This is a genomic window from Citrobacter sp. MNAZ 1397, from assembly GCF_023613995.1.
GTDB classification, from domain to species: domain Bacteria; phylum Pseudomonadota; class Gammaproteobacteria; order Enterobacterales; family Enterobacteriaceae; genus Phytobacter; species Phytobacter ursingii.
This window is the reverse complement of the sequence record NZ_JAKIVH010000003.1, coordinates 294646-312435: the sequence shown is the minus strand read 5'-3', so window position 1 is coordinate 312435 and position 17790 is coordinate 294646. Positions and strand designations below refer to the sequence as shown.

At 56.1% G+C, this 17790-nt stretch carries 19 protein-coding genes; 13 read left to right on the top strand and 6 right to left on the bottom strand.

All coding sequences use genetic code 11. The features are described from left to right. Positions 1-9: 9 nt before the first annotated feature. Positions 10-993: a TRAP transporter substrate-binding protein gene (locus tag L2097_RS18675; protein ID WP_047372770.1), complete on the bottom strand. Its 984-nt coding sequence runs from the start codon at positions 991-993 to the stop codon at positions 10-12. A 186-nt stretch (positions 994-1179) separates the two neighbouring features. Then, complete coding sequence (gene tusA, locus L2097_RS18670) at positions 1180-1425, bottom strand: sulfurtransferase TusA (RefSeq protein ID WP_047372769.1); 246 nt, start codon at positions 1423-1425, stop codon at positions 1180-1182. Positions 1426-1730: 305 nt separating this feature from the next. Here tusA and L2097_RS18665 point away from each other — a divergent pair, with 305 nt between their 5' ends. Together L2097_RS18665 and L2097_RS18660 are read left to right on the top strand one after the other, a co-directional pair. Beyond that, positions 1731-2396, top strand: a complete 666-nt coding sequence (locus L2097_RS18665) for a 7-cyano-7-deazaguanine/7-aminomethyl-7-deazaguanine transporter (RefSeq protein ID WP_047372768.1) — start codon at positions 1731-1733, stop codon at positions 2394-2396. Positions 2397-2469: 73 nt separating this feature from the next. After that, positions 2470-3030, top strand: coding sequence for a DcrB family lipoprotein (locus tag L2097_RS18660; RefSeq protein ID WP_041851322.1), 561 nt, complete (start codon positions 2470-2472; stop codon positions 3028-3030). Here L2097_RS18660 and L2097_RS18655 read toward each other — a convergent pair whose 3' ends face one another. Continuing rightward, on the bottom strand, positions 3031-4233 hold the full coding sequence (locus L2097_RS18655) for an MFS transporter (protein WP_047372767.1): 1203 nt from the start codon (positions 4231-4233) through the stop codon (positions 3031-3033). A gap of 145 nt (positions 4234-4378) precedes the next feature. Between L2097_RS18655 and L2097_RS18650 the strand changes: the two genes are divergently transcribed. Beyond that, positions 4379-5428, top strand: a complete 1050-nt coding sequence (locus tag L2097_RS18650; RefSeq protein WP_047372766.1) for an AI-2E family transporter — start codon at positions 4379-4381, stop codon at positions 5426-5428. A 6-nt stretch (positions 5429-5434) separates the two neighbouring features. On the opposite strand, the gene L2097_RS18645 is transcribed toward L2097_RS18650, so the two are convergent. Further along, positions 5435-5941 carry a phenolic acid decarboxylase gene (locus L2097_RS18645; RefSeq protein ID WP_041851319.1) on the bottom strand — a complete coding sequence of 169 codons (507 nt, stop codon included), beginning with the start codon at positions 5939-5941 and terminating at the stop codon, positions 5435-5437. Positions 5942-6040: 99 nt separating this feature from the next. Between L2097_RS18645 and L2097_RS18640 the strand changes: the two genes are divergently transcribed. The 4 genes from L2097_RS18640 to L2097_RS18625 all read left to right on the top strand — a co-directional run bounded on the left by L2097_RS18640 (position 6041) and on the right by L2097_RS18625 (position 10412). Next, positions 6041-6901 carry a LysR family transcriptional regulator gene (locus tag L2097_RS18640; protein WP_250353473.1) on the top strand — a complete coding sequence of 287 codons (861 nt, stop codon included), beginning with the start codon at positions 6041-6043 and terminating at the stop codon, positions 6899-6901. A 724-nt stretch (positions 6902-7625) separates the two neighbouring features. Beyond that, positions 7626-8672 carry an ABC transporter substrate-binding protein gene (locus L2097_RS18635; protein ID WP_250353523.1) on the top strand — a complete coding sequence of 349 codons (1047 nt, stop codon included), beginning with the start codon at positions 7626-7628 and terminating at the stop codon, positions 8670-8672. Beyond that, on the top strand, positions 8659-9663 hold the full coding sequence (locus L2097_RS18630) for a FecCD family ABC transporter permease (RefSeq protein ID WP_250353472.1): 1005 nt from the start codon (positions 8659-8661) through the stop codon (positions 9661-9663). Before L2097_RS18635 ends, L2097_RS18630 begins: the two co-directional genes overlap by 14 nt. Further along, on the top strand, positions 9663-10412 hold the full coding sequence (locus L2097_RS18625; RefSeq protein WP_250353471.1) for an ABC transporter ATP-binding protein: 750 nt from the start codon (positions 9663-9665) through the stop codon (positions 10410-10412). Before L2097_RS18630 ends, L2097_RS18625 begins: the two co-directional genes overlap by 1 nt. Here the strand turns inward: L2097_RS18625 and L2097_RS18620 are convergent. Beyond that, positions 10392-11126 (bottom strand): substrate-binding domain-containing protein, encoded by a 735-nt coding sequence (locus L2097_RS18620; RefSeq protein ID WP_250353470.1) that lies wholly within the window; start codon positions 11124-11126, stop codon positions 10392-10394. The genes L2097_RS18625 and L2097_RS18620 overlap by 21 nt on opposite strands. 185 nt (positions 11127-11311) lie before the next feature. Between L2097_RS18620 and nikA the strand changes: the two genes are divergently transcribed. From nikA to nikR, 6 genes are read left to right on the top strand one after another with little or no spacing between them, the layout of a single operon-like run. Beyond that, positions 11312-12883 (top strand): nickel ABC transporter substrate-binding protein, encoded by a 1572-nt coding sequence (gene nikA, locus L2097_RS18615; protein ID WP_250353469.1) that lies wholly within the window; start codon positions 11312-11314, stop codon positions 12881-12883. Beyond that, positions 12883-13827 carry a nickel ABC transporter permease subunit NikB gene (nikB, locus tag L2097_RS18610; RefSeq protein ID WP_142517283.1) on the top strand — a complete coding sequence of 315 codons (945 nt, stop codon included), beginning with the start codon at positions 12883-12885 and terminating at the stop codon, positions 13825-13827. Before nikA ends, nikB begins: the two co-directional genes overlap by 1 nt. Further along, on the top strand, positions 13824-14657 hold the full coding sequence (gene nikC / locus L2097_RS18605) for a nickel ABC transporter permease subunit NikC (RefSeq protein WP_085006769.1): 834 nt from the start codon (positions 13824-13826) through the stop codon (positions 14655-14657). The genes nikB and nikC overlap by 4 nt, the downstream gene beginning before the upstream one ends. After that, positions 14657-15421, top strand: a complete 765-nt coding sequence (gene nikD, locus L2097_RS18600) for a nickel import ATP-binding protein NikD (RefSeq protein ID WP_047372758.1) — start codon at positions 14657-14659, stop codon at positions 15419-15421. The genes nikC and nikD overlap by 1 nt, the downstream gene beginning before the upstream one ends. Continuing rightward, a complete protein-coding gene (gene nikE, locus L2097_RS18595) occupies positions 15418-16206 on the top strand; it encodes a nickel import ATP-binding protein NikE (RefSeq protein WP_250353468.1) in 789 nt (262 codons plus the stop codon). Before nikD ends, nikE begins: the two co-directional genes overlap by 4 nt. Continuing rightward, entirely contained in the window at positions 16194-16643 is a 450-nt protein-coding gene (gene nikR, locus L2097_RS18590) for a nickel-responsive transcriptional regulator NikR (RefSeq protein WP_085006772.1), read from the top strand. Before nikE ends, nikR begins: the two co-directional genes overlap by 13 nt. Here the strand turns inward: nikR and L2097_RS18585 are convergent. Then, positions 16591-17697 carry an iron-containing alcohol dehydrogenase family protein gene (locus L2097_RS18585; RefSeq protein ID WP_250353467.1) on the bottom strand — a complete coding sequence of 369 codons (1107 nt, stop codon included), beginning with the start codon at positions 17695-17697 and terminating at the stop codon, positions 16591-16593. The genes nikR and L2097_RS18585 overlap by 53 nt on opposite strands. Between the last annotated feature and the right edge of the window lie 93 nt (positions 17698-17790).

Sequence of the window (17790 nt, the reverse complement as noted above, 5' to 3'; positions counted from 1 at the left end):
AGTGGGGGGTTATTTGACGTCGGCGATAGCTTTCATCAGATCCTGATGCTTGTCGCCATACTGGGCGCGCACCGGCTCTGTCGCTTTGATAAACACCGATTTATCAATGTCATGAAATTGCACGCCGCCTGCTTTCATTTTATCCAGTGCCTGCTGGGTATAGGCTTCCCAGAGTTTGCGCTGTTCGAACTGGGCTTCACGCGCCAGGGTAAGGATTTTTTTCTGGTCATCGGCGCTGAGTTTGTCCCATTTCACTTTCGAGTAGAGCAGCATTTCGGGGGTAATAAAGTGGCCGCTGAGGGTATAGTTTTTGGCAACCGGCATATAGTTATGGGCGATAAACGTCGGCGGGTTATTTTCCGCGCCGTCAATCACGCCGGTTTGCATGCCGCTATAGACCTCACTCACCCCCATCGCCACCGAATTAGCGCCCATTTGTTTTAACGTTGCCAGTGCGACGGGACTGCCCTGGACGCGAATTTTCATTCCGTTCAAATCCTCAGGCTTCACCACTGGTTTTTTGGTGATGAGATTACGCGTACCGGAGTCCATCCAGCCCAGAAATACCAGCCGGGATTTGGGGTTGGCCGTCAGCTTATCGCCAATCTGTTTACCGATATCGCCATCGATAACCTTATGCATATGGTCTTCATCACGAAATACGTATGGCAGGGTGAACACTTCAATATCCGGGAGAATGGCGGCGACGGGTGCCATCGAGACGCGAATCATATCGATGGCGCCCATTTGCGCCTGCTCGATCATCTGTTTTTCATCGCCCAGGACGCCGCCAGGAAAAACTTTAATTTCCAGCTTGCCGTCTGTTTGTTGTTTGAGTTTTTCACCCATGTTCTGCACAGCAACAATATTGGGGTAGCCTTCCGGATGCACATCAGCAGCTTTGATCGTCTGCGCATTAACAGCGGATACAGAAAACAGTGACACGGTGGACAGGCACAACGCGGCCAGCAACGGCTTGAAAGTCGTTTTCATCGGGTCTTCTCCAGGGTAGTGAAAGGTAAATGTTAAAACAATGTTTTATTTTTACGCTTAAAACCTAGACTACCGCTGGAAAAGGGAGGGTGAAGCGCCTCACAAAAAGCGCTAAAAAATGAAACAACGGTTTAGAATGGTGGCAAAGATCGCAAACGGCGTAAAAACGCGGCCTGTCAGGGGGAGTTATTGTCCTTTACGCACCAGATAGCGATACGGCAGCGATTGCGTCTCATGGGCCACCAGTTCGTGTTCCATAAAACGGCAGAAACCCGGAATGTCACGGGTGGTCGCCGGATCGTCGGCAATCACCAGCAGGGTTTCACCCGGCTGCATGTTGCGTACGGTTTTGCGCACCATCATCACCGGCTCAGGGCAACGCAGGCCCAGCGCGTCAAGGGTATGATCGGCGGTAGTAAAGAGGTCGCTCATTTTCGTCTCACACGGGAAAAAACGGCATTAGTTTACGCTGCCCATTTTATGACGCAAGCCAGGTTAACGATTGCGTTAAAAATAACCATTGCATCGCCGGAGTGTTGCAGTATCATTCTGCGGCTTTGCACAGTATCAACACGCGTTTTTTGCACAGCCGTTTGATTGAGACCCGCGCACAGGCAACGCCACCTACACGGCTTACGTGAGGATGACGCGCGCTGAACAAGGTCAAAACGGCAGATAAAATAACGCGTTACATATTTATTGGGTTCCCTCACCCCAAACACTAAAAAGGTCACAATATGACGCAGTTTTCACAAACTCAGCGCATGAAAGCGCTGTTCTGGTTATCCCTTTTTCACCTTCTGGTGATCACTTCCAGTAACTACCTGGTGCAGCTACCGGTTAGCATTTTCGGTTTCCATACCACCTGGGGCGCATTCAGTTTCCCGTTTATTTTCCTCGCGACGGATTTGACCGTACGTATTTTTGGCGCGCCACTGGCACGGCGGATTATATTCGCGGTGATGATCCCGGCACTGGTTATCTCCTACGGCATCTCTTCACTGTTTTATATGGGAAGCTGGCAGGGCTTCGAAGCGCTGACCCATTTCAATCTGTTCGTCGCCCGTATCGCCACCGCGAGTTTTATGGCCTACGCGCTGGGGCAGATCCTCGACGTGCATGTCTTTAACCGTCTGCGTCAGAACAAACGCTGGTGGATGGCTCCTGCGGCCTCCACGGTGTTCGGTAATGCCAGCGATACCCTCGCCTTTTTCTTCATCGCCTTCTGGCACAGCCCGGACCCGTTTATGGCCGAGCATTGGATGGAAATCGCGCTGGTGGATTACGCCTTCAAGGTCATTATCAGTATCGCCTTCTTCCTGCCCATGTACGGTGTGTTGTTGAATATGCTGTTGAAAAGGCTGGCAGACAAATCTGAAATCTCAGCGTTACAGGCCAGTTAAGAGTACGCGATGACAGTTGTGGTAAGATGGCCCGCATGAGCCGTTATGGCTGTTTATCGAAAGGAAGAAGTCAATGCGCAATCTGGTTAAATATGTCGGTATTGGCCTGCTGGTAATGGGTCTGGCAGCCTGCGACAACAGCGACAGCAAGAAAACGCCCGCACAGGGGGCTTCCGCAGAAAGCAACGCGACCGGGCAGCCGGTGACGCTGCTCGATGGCAAACTCAGCTTCTCGCTGCCCGCAGACATGACCGATCAAAGCGGCAAACTGGGTACGCAATCTAATAATATGCACGTTTACTCTGACTCAACCGGTCAGAAAGCGGTCATTGTGATTGTGGGCGACGACACCCAGGAAGGGCTGGATACGCTGGCAAAACGCCTGGAAGACCAGCAGCGCAACCGCGACCCGCAGTTGCAGGTGGTGACCAACAAATCTATCGAGCTGAAAGGCCAGAAAATGCAGCAGCTCGACAGCATCATCTCCGCCAAAGGTCAAACGGCCTGGTCTACCGTGGTGCTGGGTAAAGTGGATAACAAACTGCTGACCTTGCAGGTAACGCTGCCGGCGGATAACCAGCAGCAGGCACAGACTGCCGCGGAAAACATTGTTAACACCCTGGTCATCAAGTAATCAGGAAGCGGCCTCCAGTGGAGGCCGTTTTTTTAGCCGCCACGTCAGCAATAACGCCCCCGCCACCAACACCGCCGTCAGCAGATACACCATCGATACCCCCGACCATGCCATTAACAGCCCGGCAAGCGGCCCGGTTATCCCGAGCGACATATCCATAAATACCGTATACGTGCCCAGTGCCGCGCCCTGATTATGCTGTGGCACCGCTTTGACCGCCACCACGCCCAGCGCCGGGAAGACCAGCGAGAAACCCGCTCCGGTCAGGAATACCCCGATTTTCGCCACCAGCGGGGCATCGGCGATACCGACCAGAATCAGGCCGACGACTTCCACCGCCAGACTTATCATCGCCACATTCAGCCCTCCCAGACGGTTAATGCTGTTCGGGAACACCAGCCGTGAGCCGACAAATGCCAGGCTAAACAGTGTCAGGGCGAAGGCGGCACCATCCCAGCCTTTAGCGTCATAAAAGAAGGTGATAAAGGTGGCAATAACGCCAAACCCGGCCGTACCCAGCGCCAGTCCCATCCCATAAACCCAGACATACCCGAGCACCGCCCGGAACGGCAGTGGTTTACCTTTGCTGGCTTTCACTGCCGCACGCGGCAACGCGCAGGCAATCGCGACAAACGCCACCGCCATAATGAACCCGCCCAGGCCGCTCAGTCCCGCGTAATGATAGCAAATCACGCCAAGCGGCGCCCCCAGCGCCATTGCGCCATAGGTCGCGATACCGTTCCAGGAAATAACACGGGCGATATGCATTGAACCGACTACCCCGACGCCCCAGAGCATTGACCCGGTCCCGGCAAAACTTTGCCCTATACCGAGAATGACGCGCCCTACACAGAGCAGCACCAGGCTCACCAGCGGCGAGCCGCTTTGCAGATCCGCCAGCAGATACCCCAGCCCACAAATGAATGCACCGCATAGGCCAAACACCACCACTTTTTTCGGGCCGAGCATATCGGCGTAACGTCCGGCATGTGGACGACTGACCAGGGTGGCGAAGTATTGCAGGCTAATAACCAGCCCAGCCCAGAAGGCGCTGTAACCCAGCGTTTCATGGACATAGCCGGGCAACACCGCCAGCGGCAAACCTATTGTGAGATAACTTGCGAAGTTGAAGATAACGACGGAGAGAATCCGCAGATTAAGACGTAATCCGCTTAGCGCCGGTTCAGCGGCTTGTTCGGGCATGGAGGGTCACCAGATTTTCACAACGATGTTTCACTATTACCACGTCATGGCCTGGAAATCAGTATGCAGATTAAGAATATCTGCCTCGGGCGAAGCGTCCGCCAGTGGCTACACTTATCGGGCGGTATAGAAAAAGGAATTGCCCATGACACAGCCCCAACCCGATCGTGCGGGTTTACATATTCTTCTCAAACTGGCCTCACTGGTCATTATTCTGGCCGGTATTCATGCCGCTGCCGATATCATTGTTCAACTGTTACTGGCGCTCTTTTTCGCCATTGTGCTCAATCCGCTGGTGACCTGGTTTCTTCGCCGGGGCGTGAAACGGCCTGTCGCCATCGCCATTGTGGTACTGGTGATGCTTGTCTTCCTGACCGCGCTGATTGGCGTGCTGGCCGCCTCGGTGAATGAGTTCATGACGATGCTGCCGAAATACAATCGGGAGTTCACGCGTAAATTCCTCCAGCTTCAGGACGCGCTCCCTTTCCTGCATCTGCATGTCTCACCTGAACGCATGCTGCAACGCATGGATTCCGAGCGGGTAATGAGCTTTGCCACCACGATGATGACGCAACTGTCTAACGCGATGGCGAGCATCGTTTTACTGGTCATGACCATGGTATTCATGCTCTTCGAAGTGCGTCACGTGCCGTATAAAATGCGCTTCGCCCTGAATAACCCACAAATTCATATCGCCGGTTTGCACCGCGCGCTTAAGGGCGTCTCTCACTATCTGGCGCTAAAAACACTGCTCAGTCTGTGGACGGGCGTGATCGTCTGGGCGGGGCTGGCCATTATGGACATCCAGTTTGCGCTAATGTGGGGAGTGCTGGCGTTTCTGCTTAATTACGTGCCGAATATCGGCTCAGTGCTTTCGGCAATCCCGCCGATGGTTCAGGCTTTGCTTTTTAACGGCCCGTACGAATGGTTGCTGGTCGGCGCGCTGTTTCTCATCGTGCATATGATTATCGGCAACATTCTGGAGCCACGAATGATGGGTCACAGGCTCGGTATGTCAACACTGGTGGTCTTTCTTTCGTTACTGATTTGGGGCTGGTTACTCGGTCCGGTGGGGATGCTGCTCTCTGTGCCGCTTACCAGCGTATGTAAAATATGGATGGAAACCACCACTGGCGGCAGCAAACTGGCCATTATGCTTGGCCCAGGCAGGCCGAAAAACCGCCTGCCCGGCTAGCCTGTGTTAGCGCAGGTTGTTCGGAAAATCCGCCGGAAGTTCACTGGCTGCGCAGGCGATGACGCTGTCATTGTCTGCGCCACAGTCACGCACAAAGGTGATAGTCGCAAACTCATCAATCACTTCGGTCGGATAGGCCGGGCCAGCCGCACGATAGGATTCCATCAGCGGAATATGATCGTTCTGGAAACAGACGGTTTTTTCCGGATTGTTGATCACCCAACGCGGGAAGAAGATCGTGCCATGAAACAGGCGATCGCCGAGGTTTACAATCAAACTCACGTCAGTGCCAGTCGGCTCGGTCCAGGAAATTTTATAGATGCTTTCGCCAACACGCACAATGTAAGCCTGCTGGTTTTTCACCCAACGGTTCGCCACGATTCCGCTATGAATGCGATAGTCCAGCGTCGTCTCATTTTTGACATAAATCTCGTAGTTCCAGCCATTATCGTAGGTATAAACCAGATGTTTACCGACAAAACCACTCAGATCATGTTTATCAAAGCTGCTCATCATTGTTCTCCTCTTAATCGATAAGAAGATCATACCGCTTCAAAAAATGAATGAATAACGCTATGTTTGAATTAAATTCATTCATTTTTTAGATAAGTCATGCATAAAACCACGCTGGAACAATGGTCGCTGCTGCAAAAGGTCGTCGAGCTGGGCAGTTTTGCGAAAGCCGCCGAAGAGACTCACCGTAGCCAGTCATCCGTCAGCTATAACCTGGCGCTATTACAGGAGCGGCTGGGGGTGGCGTTGCTGATACAGGAAGGCCGCCGTGCGGTACTTACCCCTTCCGGCGAACTGCTGCTTAATCAGGTTAAACCGCTGCTGAAAGCGTTCGATTACGTTGAAACCCGGGCGGTCACACTGCGCAACGGGCAACGTACCCGGCTTGACCTGGTCGTCGACAGCATCTTTCCCCGCTCACGACTGTTTGCCATTTTGCGCCAGTTTCAGCAGCGCTATCCGCAAACGCAGGTGCATCTGACCGAAGTGCTCGAAAACGCCTCTGTGGAGCGCCCCGTCCACGCCGAAGCCGACGTGCTGGTGCTGACCCGTCGCCAGGACATGACCGGGCGCGGTGAATGGCTGATGAATATTGATTTTGTCGCGGTCGCCCACCGGGATCATCCCCTTTGCGGCGAAAGCACGATTACCGAGGATATCCTCGCCGCCTGGCCACTGATCCGCATTGCTGACCGTGAAAATCGCCTTCCCCAGGAGAGCGGCGAGTCATGGACTTTTTCTACCATCGATGCCGCAGTAGAAGCCGTGCAATATCAGGTGGGCTACGGCTGGCTGCCGGAGGAGCGTATCGGGCCACTGCTTGCCAGCGGCGTGCTGAAAATCCTGCCCTTAAGCCACGGTTCGCGCCGCGCCACGCCGCTGCATCTGATCGTCAAAAAAGACTTGATGCCGCTGGATGAGCAGGTAGAAACGCTGCTGCAGTTGTTTAAGGGGCAGTAGATGGGTATGGACGGTTCCCTTTCCATGAGGGAGAGGGTTAGGGTGAGGGGGAATATACAACGGGTGTAGCACGTTCCGTTCACCGTCAGTTCATCACTTCTCTGAGGTCATTCTGCACGTGAACGTGCTAAGGAGGCTCTCCGCCGCCTCCTTAGCAATCCAGGCTCCCGGCTAAAAAAATCGCCGCTAACGCGGTCCATTCGTCTTATGTCGCCTGGCTATCGGGTCGGGGACCAGCCTGCATCCTTGCAGGCTATCCCCTCCGCCCGCCTCCCTGCGGGCGGTCCCGGCCAGCCGTCAACGCCTCATCGATTTTCCGCCGGACCAGAAAACATCGCTGGAAGTCACTGCGTTTCAGATAAATGGTTTTGCTTTTAATAGAAGGGTCAGGAATGGCGAAGGTGAGCCCCCCTGGCACGTTCACGGGTTCTGTCGCTATAGAAAAGCAAAGAACATAAGGTGAACGGAATGACCACCAGAGCCGCATTTTCCCCCTCACCCAAGCTCTCTCTCAGGGAGAGGGAACCTACCGTGCTCGCATTTTTTGTGGGGAACTCCCCTATGAAGGGAACACCGATCCCAGGCCGTATACATCCTTCATCCCAACAATAAAGGGGGATTTCTCCGACAGGCGTTTACATTCACCAACGTTATATAATTTAATATATATCGCTTTCCCTTCCCCCTTAGAGCGATAACCATGACCCATAATCTAAAACGTATTATGTTGGGTGCCGTGCTGGCCTGCGCCTCACTTTTCACCCTCCCTTCCGCGATGGCAGATCGCACTGTTACCGACCAGCTTGGACGACAAGTCACCTTACCTGACCACGTCACCCGCGCGGTGGTTTTACAACACCAGACGCTGAACCTACTGGTGCAACTCAACGCCGCCGACGATGTGGTGGGCGTGTTGAGCAGCTGGAAAAAACAGCTCGGTCCGGAGTTCGCGCGTTTTATGCCGGGCATTGAAAAGCTGGCCACGCCGGGCGATCTAACGCAGGTGAATATGGAAAGCCTGCTGGCCCTGCATCCGCAGGTGGTGTTTATCGCCAACTACGCCCCGGCGGAGATGATCCAACAGATTGAAAATGCTGGTGTTCCGGTTGTCGCGGTCTCCCTGCGTGAAGACGCGGCTGGCGAGAAAAACAAAATGAACCCCACGATGGCAGATGAAGAGACGGCCTACAACAACGGCCTGAAACAGGGTATTCGCCTGATAGGCGAGGTGGTTGACCGCAAAGCACAGGCGGAAGATCTCATCAGATACACCTTCGATGCCCGGGCAAAATTCAACGCACCGGTCGCTAACATTCCGGCGGATCAACGCGTGCGCGTCTATATGGCAAACCCGGATCTCAACACCTACGGTTCAGGAAAATACACCGGCCTGATGATGGAACACGCTGGCGCAATGAACGTCGCTGCCGCCACCGTTAAAGGGGCAAAACAGGTTTCACTGGAACAGGTGTTGCACTGGGATCCGCAGGTGATTTTTGTTCAGGATCGCTACCCGGAAGTGGTCAAAGCGATCCTGACCGATCCGAACTGGCAGCAAATTGACGCTGTGAAAAACCATCGCGTCTGGCTGATGCCGGAATACGCCAAAGCCTGGGGCTACCCGATGCCGGAAGCGCTGGCCATTGGCGAACTGTGGATGGCGAAAAAACTCTACCCGGAACAGTACAACAACATCGACGTAGAGGCGCAGGCACAGGCTTACTATAAACGTTTTTATCGGACTGACTGGAAGCCGGATGCCAGACAGTAATCGCTACCGGCTACTGCATGGTGGTCTGATCCTGTTGACGCTAATACTGGCCGTGGGCTCGTTATGCCTCGGTCAGTATCGCCTGAGCGTGAGCAACGTTCTGTCGCAGTTATTGATGCTCGCCACGCCGGATGGCCCGGCCGGGCAGATAGTCTGGTCGGTGCGTTTACCCCGAATTCTGATGGCCCTGCTGGCAGGCGGCGCGTTGGGCCTGTGCGGCACAGTATTACAGGGGGTATTTCAAAATCCGCTGGTCGACCCGCACATTATTGGCGTCACTTCCGGTTCGGCGTTTGGCGGCACGCTGGCTATCCTGCTGGGGTTCAGCCCGATGGTGATGATTGCCTCAACGTTCAGCTTCGGTCTGGCGGCGCTGATGCTGGTCTGGCTGATTGCCGCGCTACAAGGGCGGGAAAACACGCTGGTACTGATCCTCTCCGGAATTATTATGAGCGGCTTTTTTGCCGCCCTGGTCAGCCTGATGCAGTACATGGCCGATACTGAAGAGACGCTGCCCAACATCGTCTTCTGGCTGCTGGGCAGCTTTGCCACCGCCAACTGGCATAAAGTTCTGATGCTGGCGCTCCCCGTCAGCATCGTCTCCCTCGTACTGCTGCGACTGCGCTGGCGCATTAACCTGCTGGCGCTGGAAGAAAAGGACGCGCTGGCCCTTGGTGTCCCGCTCAAAACGTTGCGCCGCAGCGTGCTGGTCTGTTGCGCCCTGTTGGTTTCTTCACAAGTGGCGGTCAGCGGCAGCATTGCCTGGGTTGGGCTGGTGATTCCGCATCTGGCAAGGCTGCTGGTCGGCGCCGATCACCGTCGCCTGCTGCCCGTCGCGTTCTGGGTTGGCGGAAGTTTTATGATTGTGGTGGATGATCTGGCACGCACGCTTACCCAGGCGGAAATCCCCATCGGCATTATCACGGCGCTGCTTGGCGCCCCGGTTTTCGCCGGATTGCTTATTCATAACAGCCGCCGGAGCCGCCAGTGATGCATGCCTCGTTAAGCGTCAATAACCTGCTCTATGGCCATAACCGGCCGTTATTTTCACCACTCAGCTTCTGCTGTCAGCCCGGCGATATCTGGGCGGTGCTGGGGGCCAACGGGCTGGGAAAGAGTACCCTGCTGGACACGCTCACCGGCGTATTGCCGCCGCTGGCAGGCACTTTTTCCATTGAAGGCGGCATCGGGATCGTGCCGCAATCGTTCCGCCCGGCCTTCGCCTGGAATGTGCATGAAGTGGTACTGATGGGCCGCGCACGGCATGTGGCGTTATTTTCCGTGCCATCGCAAGACGATGAAGAACGGGTCGCACAGGCGCTGGCCCAACTCAATATCAGCCATCTGGCGCACACGCCGTTTCGTAATCTCTCCGGCGGGCAGCAGCAGCTGGTGATGATTGCCCGGGCGCTGGTGAGTGGCAGTCACAATATTCTGCTTGATGAGCCCTGCTCAGCGCTGGATTTAGCCAACCAGGGGGTGGTGCTGCAACTGATCAGCGATCTGGCCCATCGCCAGGCGCGCAGTGTGATATTCACTACCCACGATCCGACCCATGCTCTCCAGGTCGCCAGCCACACGCTGTTATTACTGCCCAACCAACAGTGGCTGGCAGGGGAAACCCACGTGCTGCTCAGTGAAGAAAACTTACAGCGCGCCTACGGGCTGCCGGTGCGCAAACTTGATGTGGGCGATTACGGCTGTCCGGTTCTCGCGCCGCTATTTCACATCCGGCGCTAAAAATCCGGCGTTGCGCAAAAACGCCTGCCCTTCTGCGGCAAGCATATACTGCGCCAGCGCCTGGGTTGCCGGGGCGTCATCCAGCAGCGCCAGTTGATAGTCGCAGCGGATATTGCAGGCCGCTGGGATCGCCACCACCCGCAAATCCGCCTCTCCGGCCAGCGCCATCGCATAATGACTATAACCAATAAACAGATCTGCCAGCCCCTGGCGAATCAGCCACGCGCTGGCGATCTCTCCAGGCGGAACAGTTAGCGTATCGCGCCCCCCCACCAGTTTGTGCGCCCGTTGTTTCAACGCCTGCCCAAGTCCTGGATGCAGACTTTCAATAGCGTCAAACAGTTGCCAGGTATAATCGCCGGACGGATCGCAGCCCGGCGTTGAGGTACCCAGCTTAAGCGCCGGATTAGACAACAAGGTGAGCCAGTCATCCTCCTCGGTCTGCGCCGTGAGGCGGGCAGTCAAGTTTAGTTGGTTACAGGCGAAGAGATGTGTCTCACGGGCGCGTCCGGCGGCCAGCAGCGCCTGCGGGTGCGCCGTGTTGGCGGAGGCGAACAACGAGCAGGGCTCCCCGGCTTCAATCCGTTCACGCAATAACCCGGCCGGACCAAAATGTGCCTCAACCACCCACCCCTGTTCTGTGCTAAAACGCTCAAACAAGGGCACAAGTGCCCGTTTCAGGCTGCCTGCCGCCAGCACCGTTAAAGATGACATAGCTTTTTCCGCATCATGAGAAAGACGTTATGCTACCCACCGCCGCCTTCCGCTGACCAGTTCGATGTGATCGTTTTTCTATTTCCACACGCTTCTTATGCCTTTTTTGATCCCGCGCACCGCATTCGTATGATGAATCAATAAAATCGTCATACTCCTTTTGTGGCAGACTTTCAGGGAAAACCATGTCGTCCTTTCGCTCTCTTAGTGCGTTACTGCTGGCCTGTACTGCGTTTTTTGCTCAGGCTTCATCCCCTCAGGAGTTGACCACCGCGTGGCCGGTCAACGCAGGACCGCTTAATCCGCACCTCTATACGCCAAACCAGATGTTCGCCCAAAGCATGGTCTACGAGCCGCTGGTGAAATATCAGGCCGACGGCACGGTGAAGCCCTGGCTGGCAAAAAGCTGGACCTCATCCGAAGATGGCAAAACCTGGGTTTTCACCCTGCGCGGCGACGTGACTTTCTCCAACGGTGAGCCATTTAACGCCCAGGCGGCGGTAGAGAACTTCCGCGCGGTGCTCGATAACCGCCAGCGACATGCCTGGCTTGAGCTCGCCAACCAGATAACCGACGTGAAAGCGCTCAGCGACAGCGAACTGCAAATTACCCTGAAAAGCGCCTATTACCCGTTCCTGCAAGAGCTTTCCCTGCCCCGCCCCTTCCGTTTTATCGCCCCCTCGCAGTTCAAAAATCACGAAACCATGAACGGCATCGTGGCCCCCATTGGCACCGGGCCGTGGGTGTTGCAGGAATCAAAGCTGAATCAATACGACGTCATGGTGCGTAACGAACACTACTGGGGCGAAAAACCGGCATTAAGCAAAATCACCATCAAAGTGATCCCGGACCCGACCAGTCGCGCGGTGGCGTTTGAAACCGGCGATATCGACCTGCTGTACGGCAACGAAGGGCTACTACCGCTCGACACCTTCTCCCGTTTCAGTCAGAACCCGGCGTTACGCACCCAGCTTTCCGCCCCGGTCGAAACGGTGATGCTGGCGCTGAACTCCGCCAAAGCCCCCACCAACGAACAGGCCGTTCGTGAAGCGCTCAACTATGCGGTCGATAAAAAGACGCTGATTGATAGCACGCTGTACGGCACCCAGAAGGTGGCCGACACGCTCTTCGCCCCCACCGTGCCATACGCCGATATCGGTCTGAAAGCGCGTGAATACTCCCCGGCAAAAGCCCGTGCGCTGCTGGACGCCGACGGCTGGAAACTGCCGGACGGCAAAACCATCCGTGAAAAAGCGGGCCAGCCGCTACATGTCGAACTGGCGTTTATCGGCACCGATGCAATGAGCAAATCGATGGCCGAAATTATCCAGGCCAATTTGCGCGACATCGGCGTGGACACGGCACTTGTGGGCGAGGAAGAGAGCAGTATTTACGCCCGCCAGCGCGACGGTCGTTTTGGCATGATTTTCAACCGTACCTGGGGGGCGCCTTATGACCCGCATGCTTTCTTAAGCTCCATGCGCGTCCCGTCTCATGCGGATTACCAGGCGCAGCTTGGCCTGCCGGATAAAGCGCAAATTGACAAAGAAATTGGCGAGGTACTGACGACACGCGATGAAACCGACCGCCAGCGCCTCTATCGCGACATTCTGACCCGCCTGCATGACGAGGCGGTCTATCTGCCCATCAGCTACGTCTCTACGCTGGTGGTGGCGAAGCCTGAGCTGGGCGTGATTCCTTTCGCCCCTATCGCCAGCGATATCCCGTTTGAAAACATTACCCCGGTGAAACCCTGATGCTGCGCTATGTCATTCGCCGTTTACTGCTGCTTATCCCGATGATCTTCGCTGCCTCGGTGGTCATCTTCTTGCTGCTGCGCATGGGAGCGGGCGACCCGGCGCTGGATTATCTGCGCCTGTCGAACCTGCCACCCACGCAGGAGATGGTGGCCTCGACGCGCATCATGCTGGGGCTGGATAAGCCACTGCCGCAGCAGTATTTGCACTGGTTATGGCAGGCGCTGCATCTCGATTTTGGTCTCTCGTATGCGACCCAGCGCCCGGTGCTGGATGATGTCCTGCACTTCCTGCCAGCGACATTGCAACTGGCGGGCGTCGCACTGATCCTGATTCTGCTGACCTCTGTACCGCTGGGCATCTGGGCCGCGCGCCACCGCAATAACCTGCCGGACTATATCGTGCGTCTGATTGCCTTTCTCGGCGTCTCAATGCCTAACTTCTGGCTGGCCTTTCTGCTGGTGATGTTCTTCTCGGTTTATCTGCAATGGCTACCGGCAATGGGCTACGGCGGCTGGCAGCATATCCTGCTACCCGCCGTGTCGATTGCCTTTATGTCGCTCGCCATCAATGCTCGCCTGTTACGCGCCAGTATGCTGGAAGCCGCCGGGCAGCGGCATGTCACCTGGGCGCGGCTGCGTGGACTGAGTGAAAAACAGACCGAGCGTCAGCATATTTTGCGTAACGCCTCGCTGCCAGTGATCACCGCGCTCGGCATGCACGTGGGTGAACTGATTGGCGGTACGATGATTATCGAAAGCATCTTCGCCTGGCCGGGCATAGGCCGCTATGCCGTGTCGGCCATCTTCAACCGCGACTATCCGGTGATCCAGTGCTTTACGCTGGTGATGGTCATCGTATTCGCCCTGTGTAACCTGCTGGTGGATGTGCTCAGCGCCGCGCTGGACCCGCGAATTCGTCATCATGAAGGAGCGCACGCATGAATTTTCTGCGCTCTGCCCGCTGGTCGGTACGCGTTGCCGTATTGATTCTGGCGCTGCTGCTGGTCATCGCCCTGACCTGCCAGTGGTGGCTGCCCTATGACCCGCAGGCAATCAATCTTCCCGCGCGCCTGTTGCCGCCAGGCAGTGAACACTGGCTGGGGACCGATCATCTTGGGCGCGATATTTTTGCCCGTCTAATGAGCGCCACCCGCGTCTCCTTAGGCTCGGTCATGGCCTGCCTCCTGCTGGTGTTGTTTCTGGGGCTGACGCTCGGCGGCTGCGCCGGGCTGACCGGAGGGCGCATCGATCAGGCCATTATGCGCGTGGCGGATGTCTTTATGACCTTCCCCACCTCGATCCTGTCGTTCTTTATGGTCGGCGTGCTCGGCACCGGGCTGACCAACGTGATCATCGCCATCGCGCTCTCCCACTGGGCCTGGTATGCGCGCATGGTACGCAGCCTGGTGATTTCTCTGCGTAGCCGCGAGTACATTCTGGCTGCCCGTCTTAGCGGGGCGAGCTATACGCAGGTGTTTATCGACCACCTGGCCGGTGCCGTGGTGCCCTCGCTGCTGGTGCTGGCGACGCTGGATATCGGCCATATGATGCTGCACGTGGCGGGAATGTCATTCCTGGGACTGGGCGTCAGCGCCCCCACCGCCGAATGGGGAGTGATGATTAACGATGCCCGTCAGTATATCTGGACGCAGCCGCTGCAAATGTTGTGGCCGGGGCTGGCACTGTTTATCAGTGTGATGGCCTTTAACATGGTGGGCGATGCCCTGCGTGACCGCCTCGATCCTCATCTGGAAACGGAGCACGCTCACTGATGCCTGCACAACTTGAACTGCGAAATTTCACCCTTGAGGCGCAGCGTCCTCTTACCCACGACGTCTCACTCACCCTTAAACGCGGACGCGTGCTGGCGCTGGTGGGCGGAAGCGGCAGCGGGAAATCGCTGACCTGCGCTGCCGCGCTCGGCGTATTGCCTGCGGGTGTACGGCAAACGGCGGGTACGCTGCTGGCGGATGGTCACCCGATCTCGCCACAGGCGCTGCGCGGACTAAAGGTGGCGACCATTATGCAAAACCCGCGCAGCGCCTTTAATCCACTGCGAACCATGGCGGCGCACGCCAGGGAAACCTGCCTGGCACTGGGCAAACCGGCGGATGACGCCACGCTTATTGCCGCCCTGACCGACGTTGGGCTGGATGCGCCGGAACGGGTACTGACACTCTATCCTTTTGAGATGAGCGGCGGCATGTTACAGCGCATGATGATCGCCATGGCGCTGCTCAGCGACGCGGCGTTTATTGTTGCCGATGAGCCAACCACCGACCTCGACGCCGTGGCACAGGCCAGAATTCTCGATCTGCTCGAACGTCTCTTACAGACCCGCCATTGCGGCATGTTGCTGGTCACCCATGATATGGGCGTGGTGGCACGACTCGCTGATGACGTTGCGGTGATGGAGGCAGGACGTATCGTTGAGCAGGGCAGTGTCGATGTGCTGTTTAGCGCGCCGCAACATCCTGTGACACGCAACCTGGTGGCAGCACACCTTGCGCTGTACGGGATGGAGCTTACCCAATGAATTTACTCACGATTTCTAACGTCTCCCACCGCTATCATACTCACCCGGTGCTGGAGAACATCTCCCTTTCGATCGACAGCGGGGAAAGCCTGGCGTTATTAGGACGTAGCGGCTGCGGCAAAAGCACGCTGGCGCGCCTGCTGGTTGGGCTGGAAAGACCAGTCGGCGGCGATATCATCTGGCAGGGAACGTCACTTGCCAGAATGTCCGGGGCAATGAAAAAGGATTTCCGCCGGGATATTCAACTGGTCTTTCAGGACGCCATCAGCGCCGCCAACCCGCGTAAAACGGTGCGTGAGATCCTCGCTGAACCGTTGCGCCATCTGTTTACCTTAAGCAAAACGGAACAGTGCGCCCGTATCGAACAGTTGATGCGCGATGTGGAGCTGGAAAGCCGCCTGCTGGATCAGCGCCCGCCTCAACTGAGCGGCGGGCAGTTACAGCGCGTCTGCCTGGCCCGCGCGCTGGCGACGCGTCCGACGCTGCTTATCCTTGATGAGGCCGTGTCCAGTCTGGATCTGGTTTTGCAGGCAGGCATCATTCGTCTGCTGAAAAAACTGCAACAGCACTCGGGCATCGCCTGCCTGTTTATCACCCACGATTTACGTCTGGTGGAGCGCTTTTGTCAGCGCGTGGTAGTGATGGAGAACGGTCATATCACCGAAGATATTGCCGTCACTCACCCATTACGTTTTACCTCTCTGGCCGGGCAAGCGCTGCAACAGGCCGTCCTGCCTGCCTTTCCCAAACCCCGAATTTCAGGAGCGCTGCCATGCAACGTGTAACCGTTACGCTTGATGATGACCTGCTTGCCACCCTTGACGATCTCAGCCAGCGCCGCGGCTATAACAATCGCTCCGAAGCGCTGCGGGATATTTTGCGCGATGCGCTCACCCAACAAGCCGCATGCGAGCAGGACACGCAGGGCTATGCGGTGCTGTCATATGTGTATGAACATGAAAAACGCGATCTGGCGAGCCGCATTGTCGCCACACAGCATCACCATCACGATCTCTCGGTCGCCACATTACATGTGCATATCAACCATGACGACTGCCTGGAGATAGCCGTCCTGAAAGGGAAAATGGGCGATGTGCAGCAATTTGCTGATAGCGTCATCGCCCAGCGCGGCGTGCGTCACGGCCACCTTCAGTGCGTCACGGATGAGACTACCCCGCCAGATCACGGGCATACGCACGGGTTGAAACATATTGTTCTGTAAGGCGCAGCGCCTGTTCAATACGCGTCGGTTCGAGCGTGAACGGTAAATACTCAAGTGCATCACGCGGGAAGGGAATACTGCGCGCTACCGCCTGGATGACCGCCAGGCGGATCTCTTTCAGCGGCGCCAGGGTTAACGGCATGTCATATTGACGCAGCAGCGCCAGTAATACCGGGTCTGGCTGGCTATTGTCATTTTCCAGAATCGATTGCACCAGCAGACTGAATCCCACACGTTCACCATGCAACCACTGGCGCAAAGCCGGTTCATGGGTCAGGCGGTTATGAATCGCATGTGCCACACCAGGCGTAGGAATTTCGCCGCGCACGCTATTGGCCATACCGGCCACGGCAATATTGGCGTCAATCACATTGATCAGCGCATTTGACACCACCTGGGCTTTATTATCGTGAATGGCCTGTTGCCCATATTTTTCATAAATATCGACGGCCAGACGCGCGTTTTGCACTTTTAATTGCAGCCCCAGGTTATCGGGGTTTTTCTGCAAATAGGGACGAAATTCATACCATTTTGCCAGCGCATCAACGATACCCGCTTTTAAATATCGCACGTCGCTACGAGCAATCACTTCGCTATCCACCAGCACCAGGCGCGGCAGCGTGCGTAAAGCCTGGCTACTGATTTGTGCGCCTTCATCCGTATAGAAAACCGCCAGAGGCGACCAGGCCGCACAGGTGGCTGCCTGGGTCGGAATAGTGATGGATTCTCCGCCCTCAAGGGTATCGGCCACGGCTTTAGCCGTATCCAGAACGCGACCGCCGCCGACGCCGACAATAAACTGCACCCCCAGCTTTTTTGCCCGCTGCACATAACGGGCAACATTATCTTCGGTACAGTAACCAGTCATGATCTCGGTCTGCCAGCGGATACCGCTGGCGCGTAAGCTCTCTTCCAGCCCAGGGTTGACCTGCGCCCAGGCCTTTACGCTGGTAATTATCAAAATATGCCGGGTAAGCGGCGCAATATATTTTCCTGCGTCATGACGAATACCAGACTGGTGAAACCAGGTCTGCGGAGTTTTTATCGCAAGCATTGGCATTTCCATGTGTACGCGAATTATTTCGCTTTATCTCACCATGCTACAAAAATAAAAATTAAAAACAATGATCTCTATTTCTTCTATTTT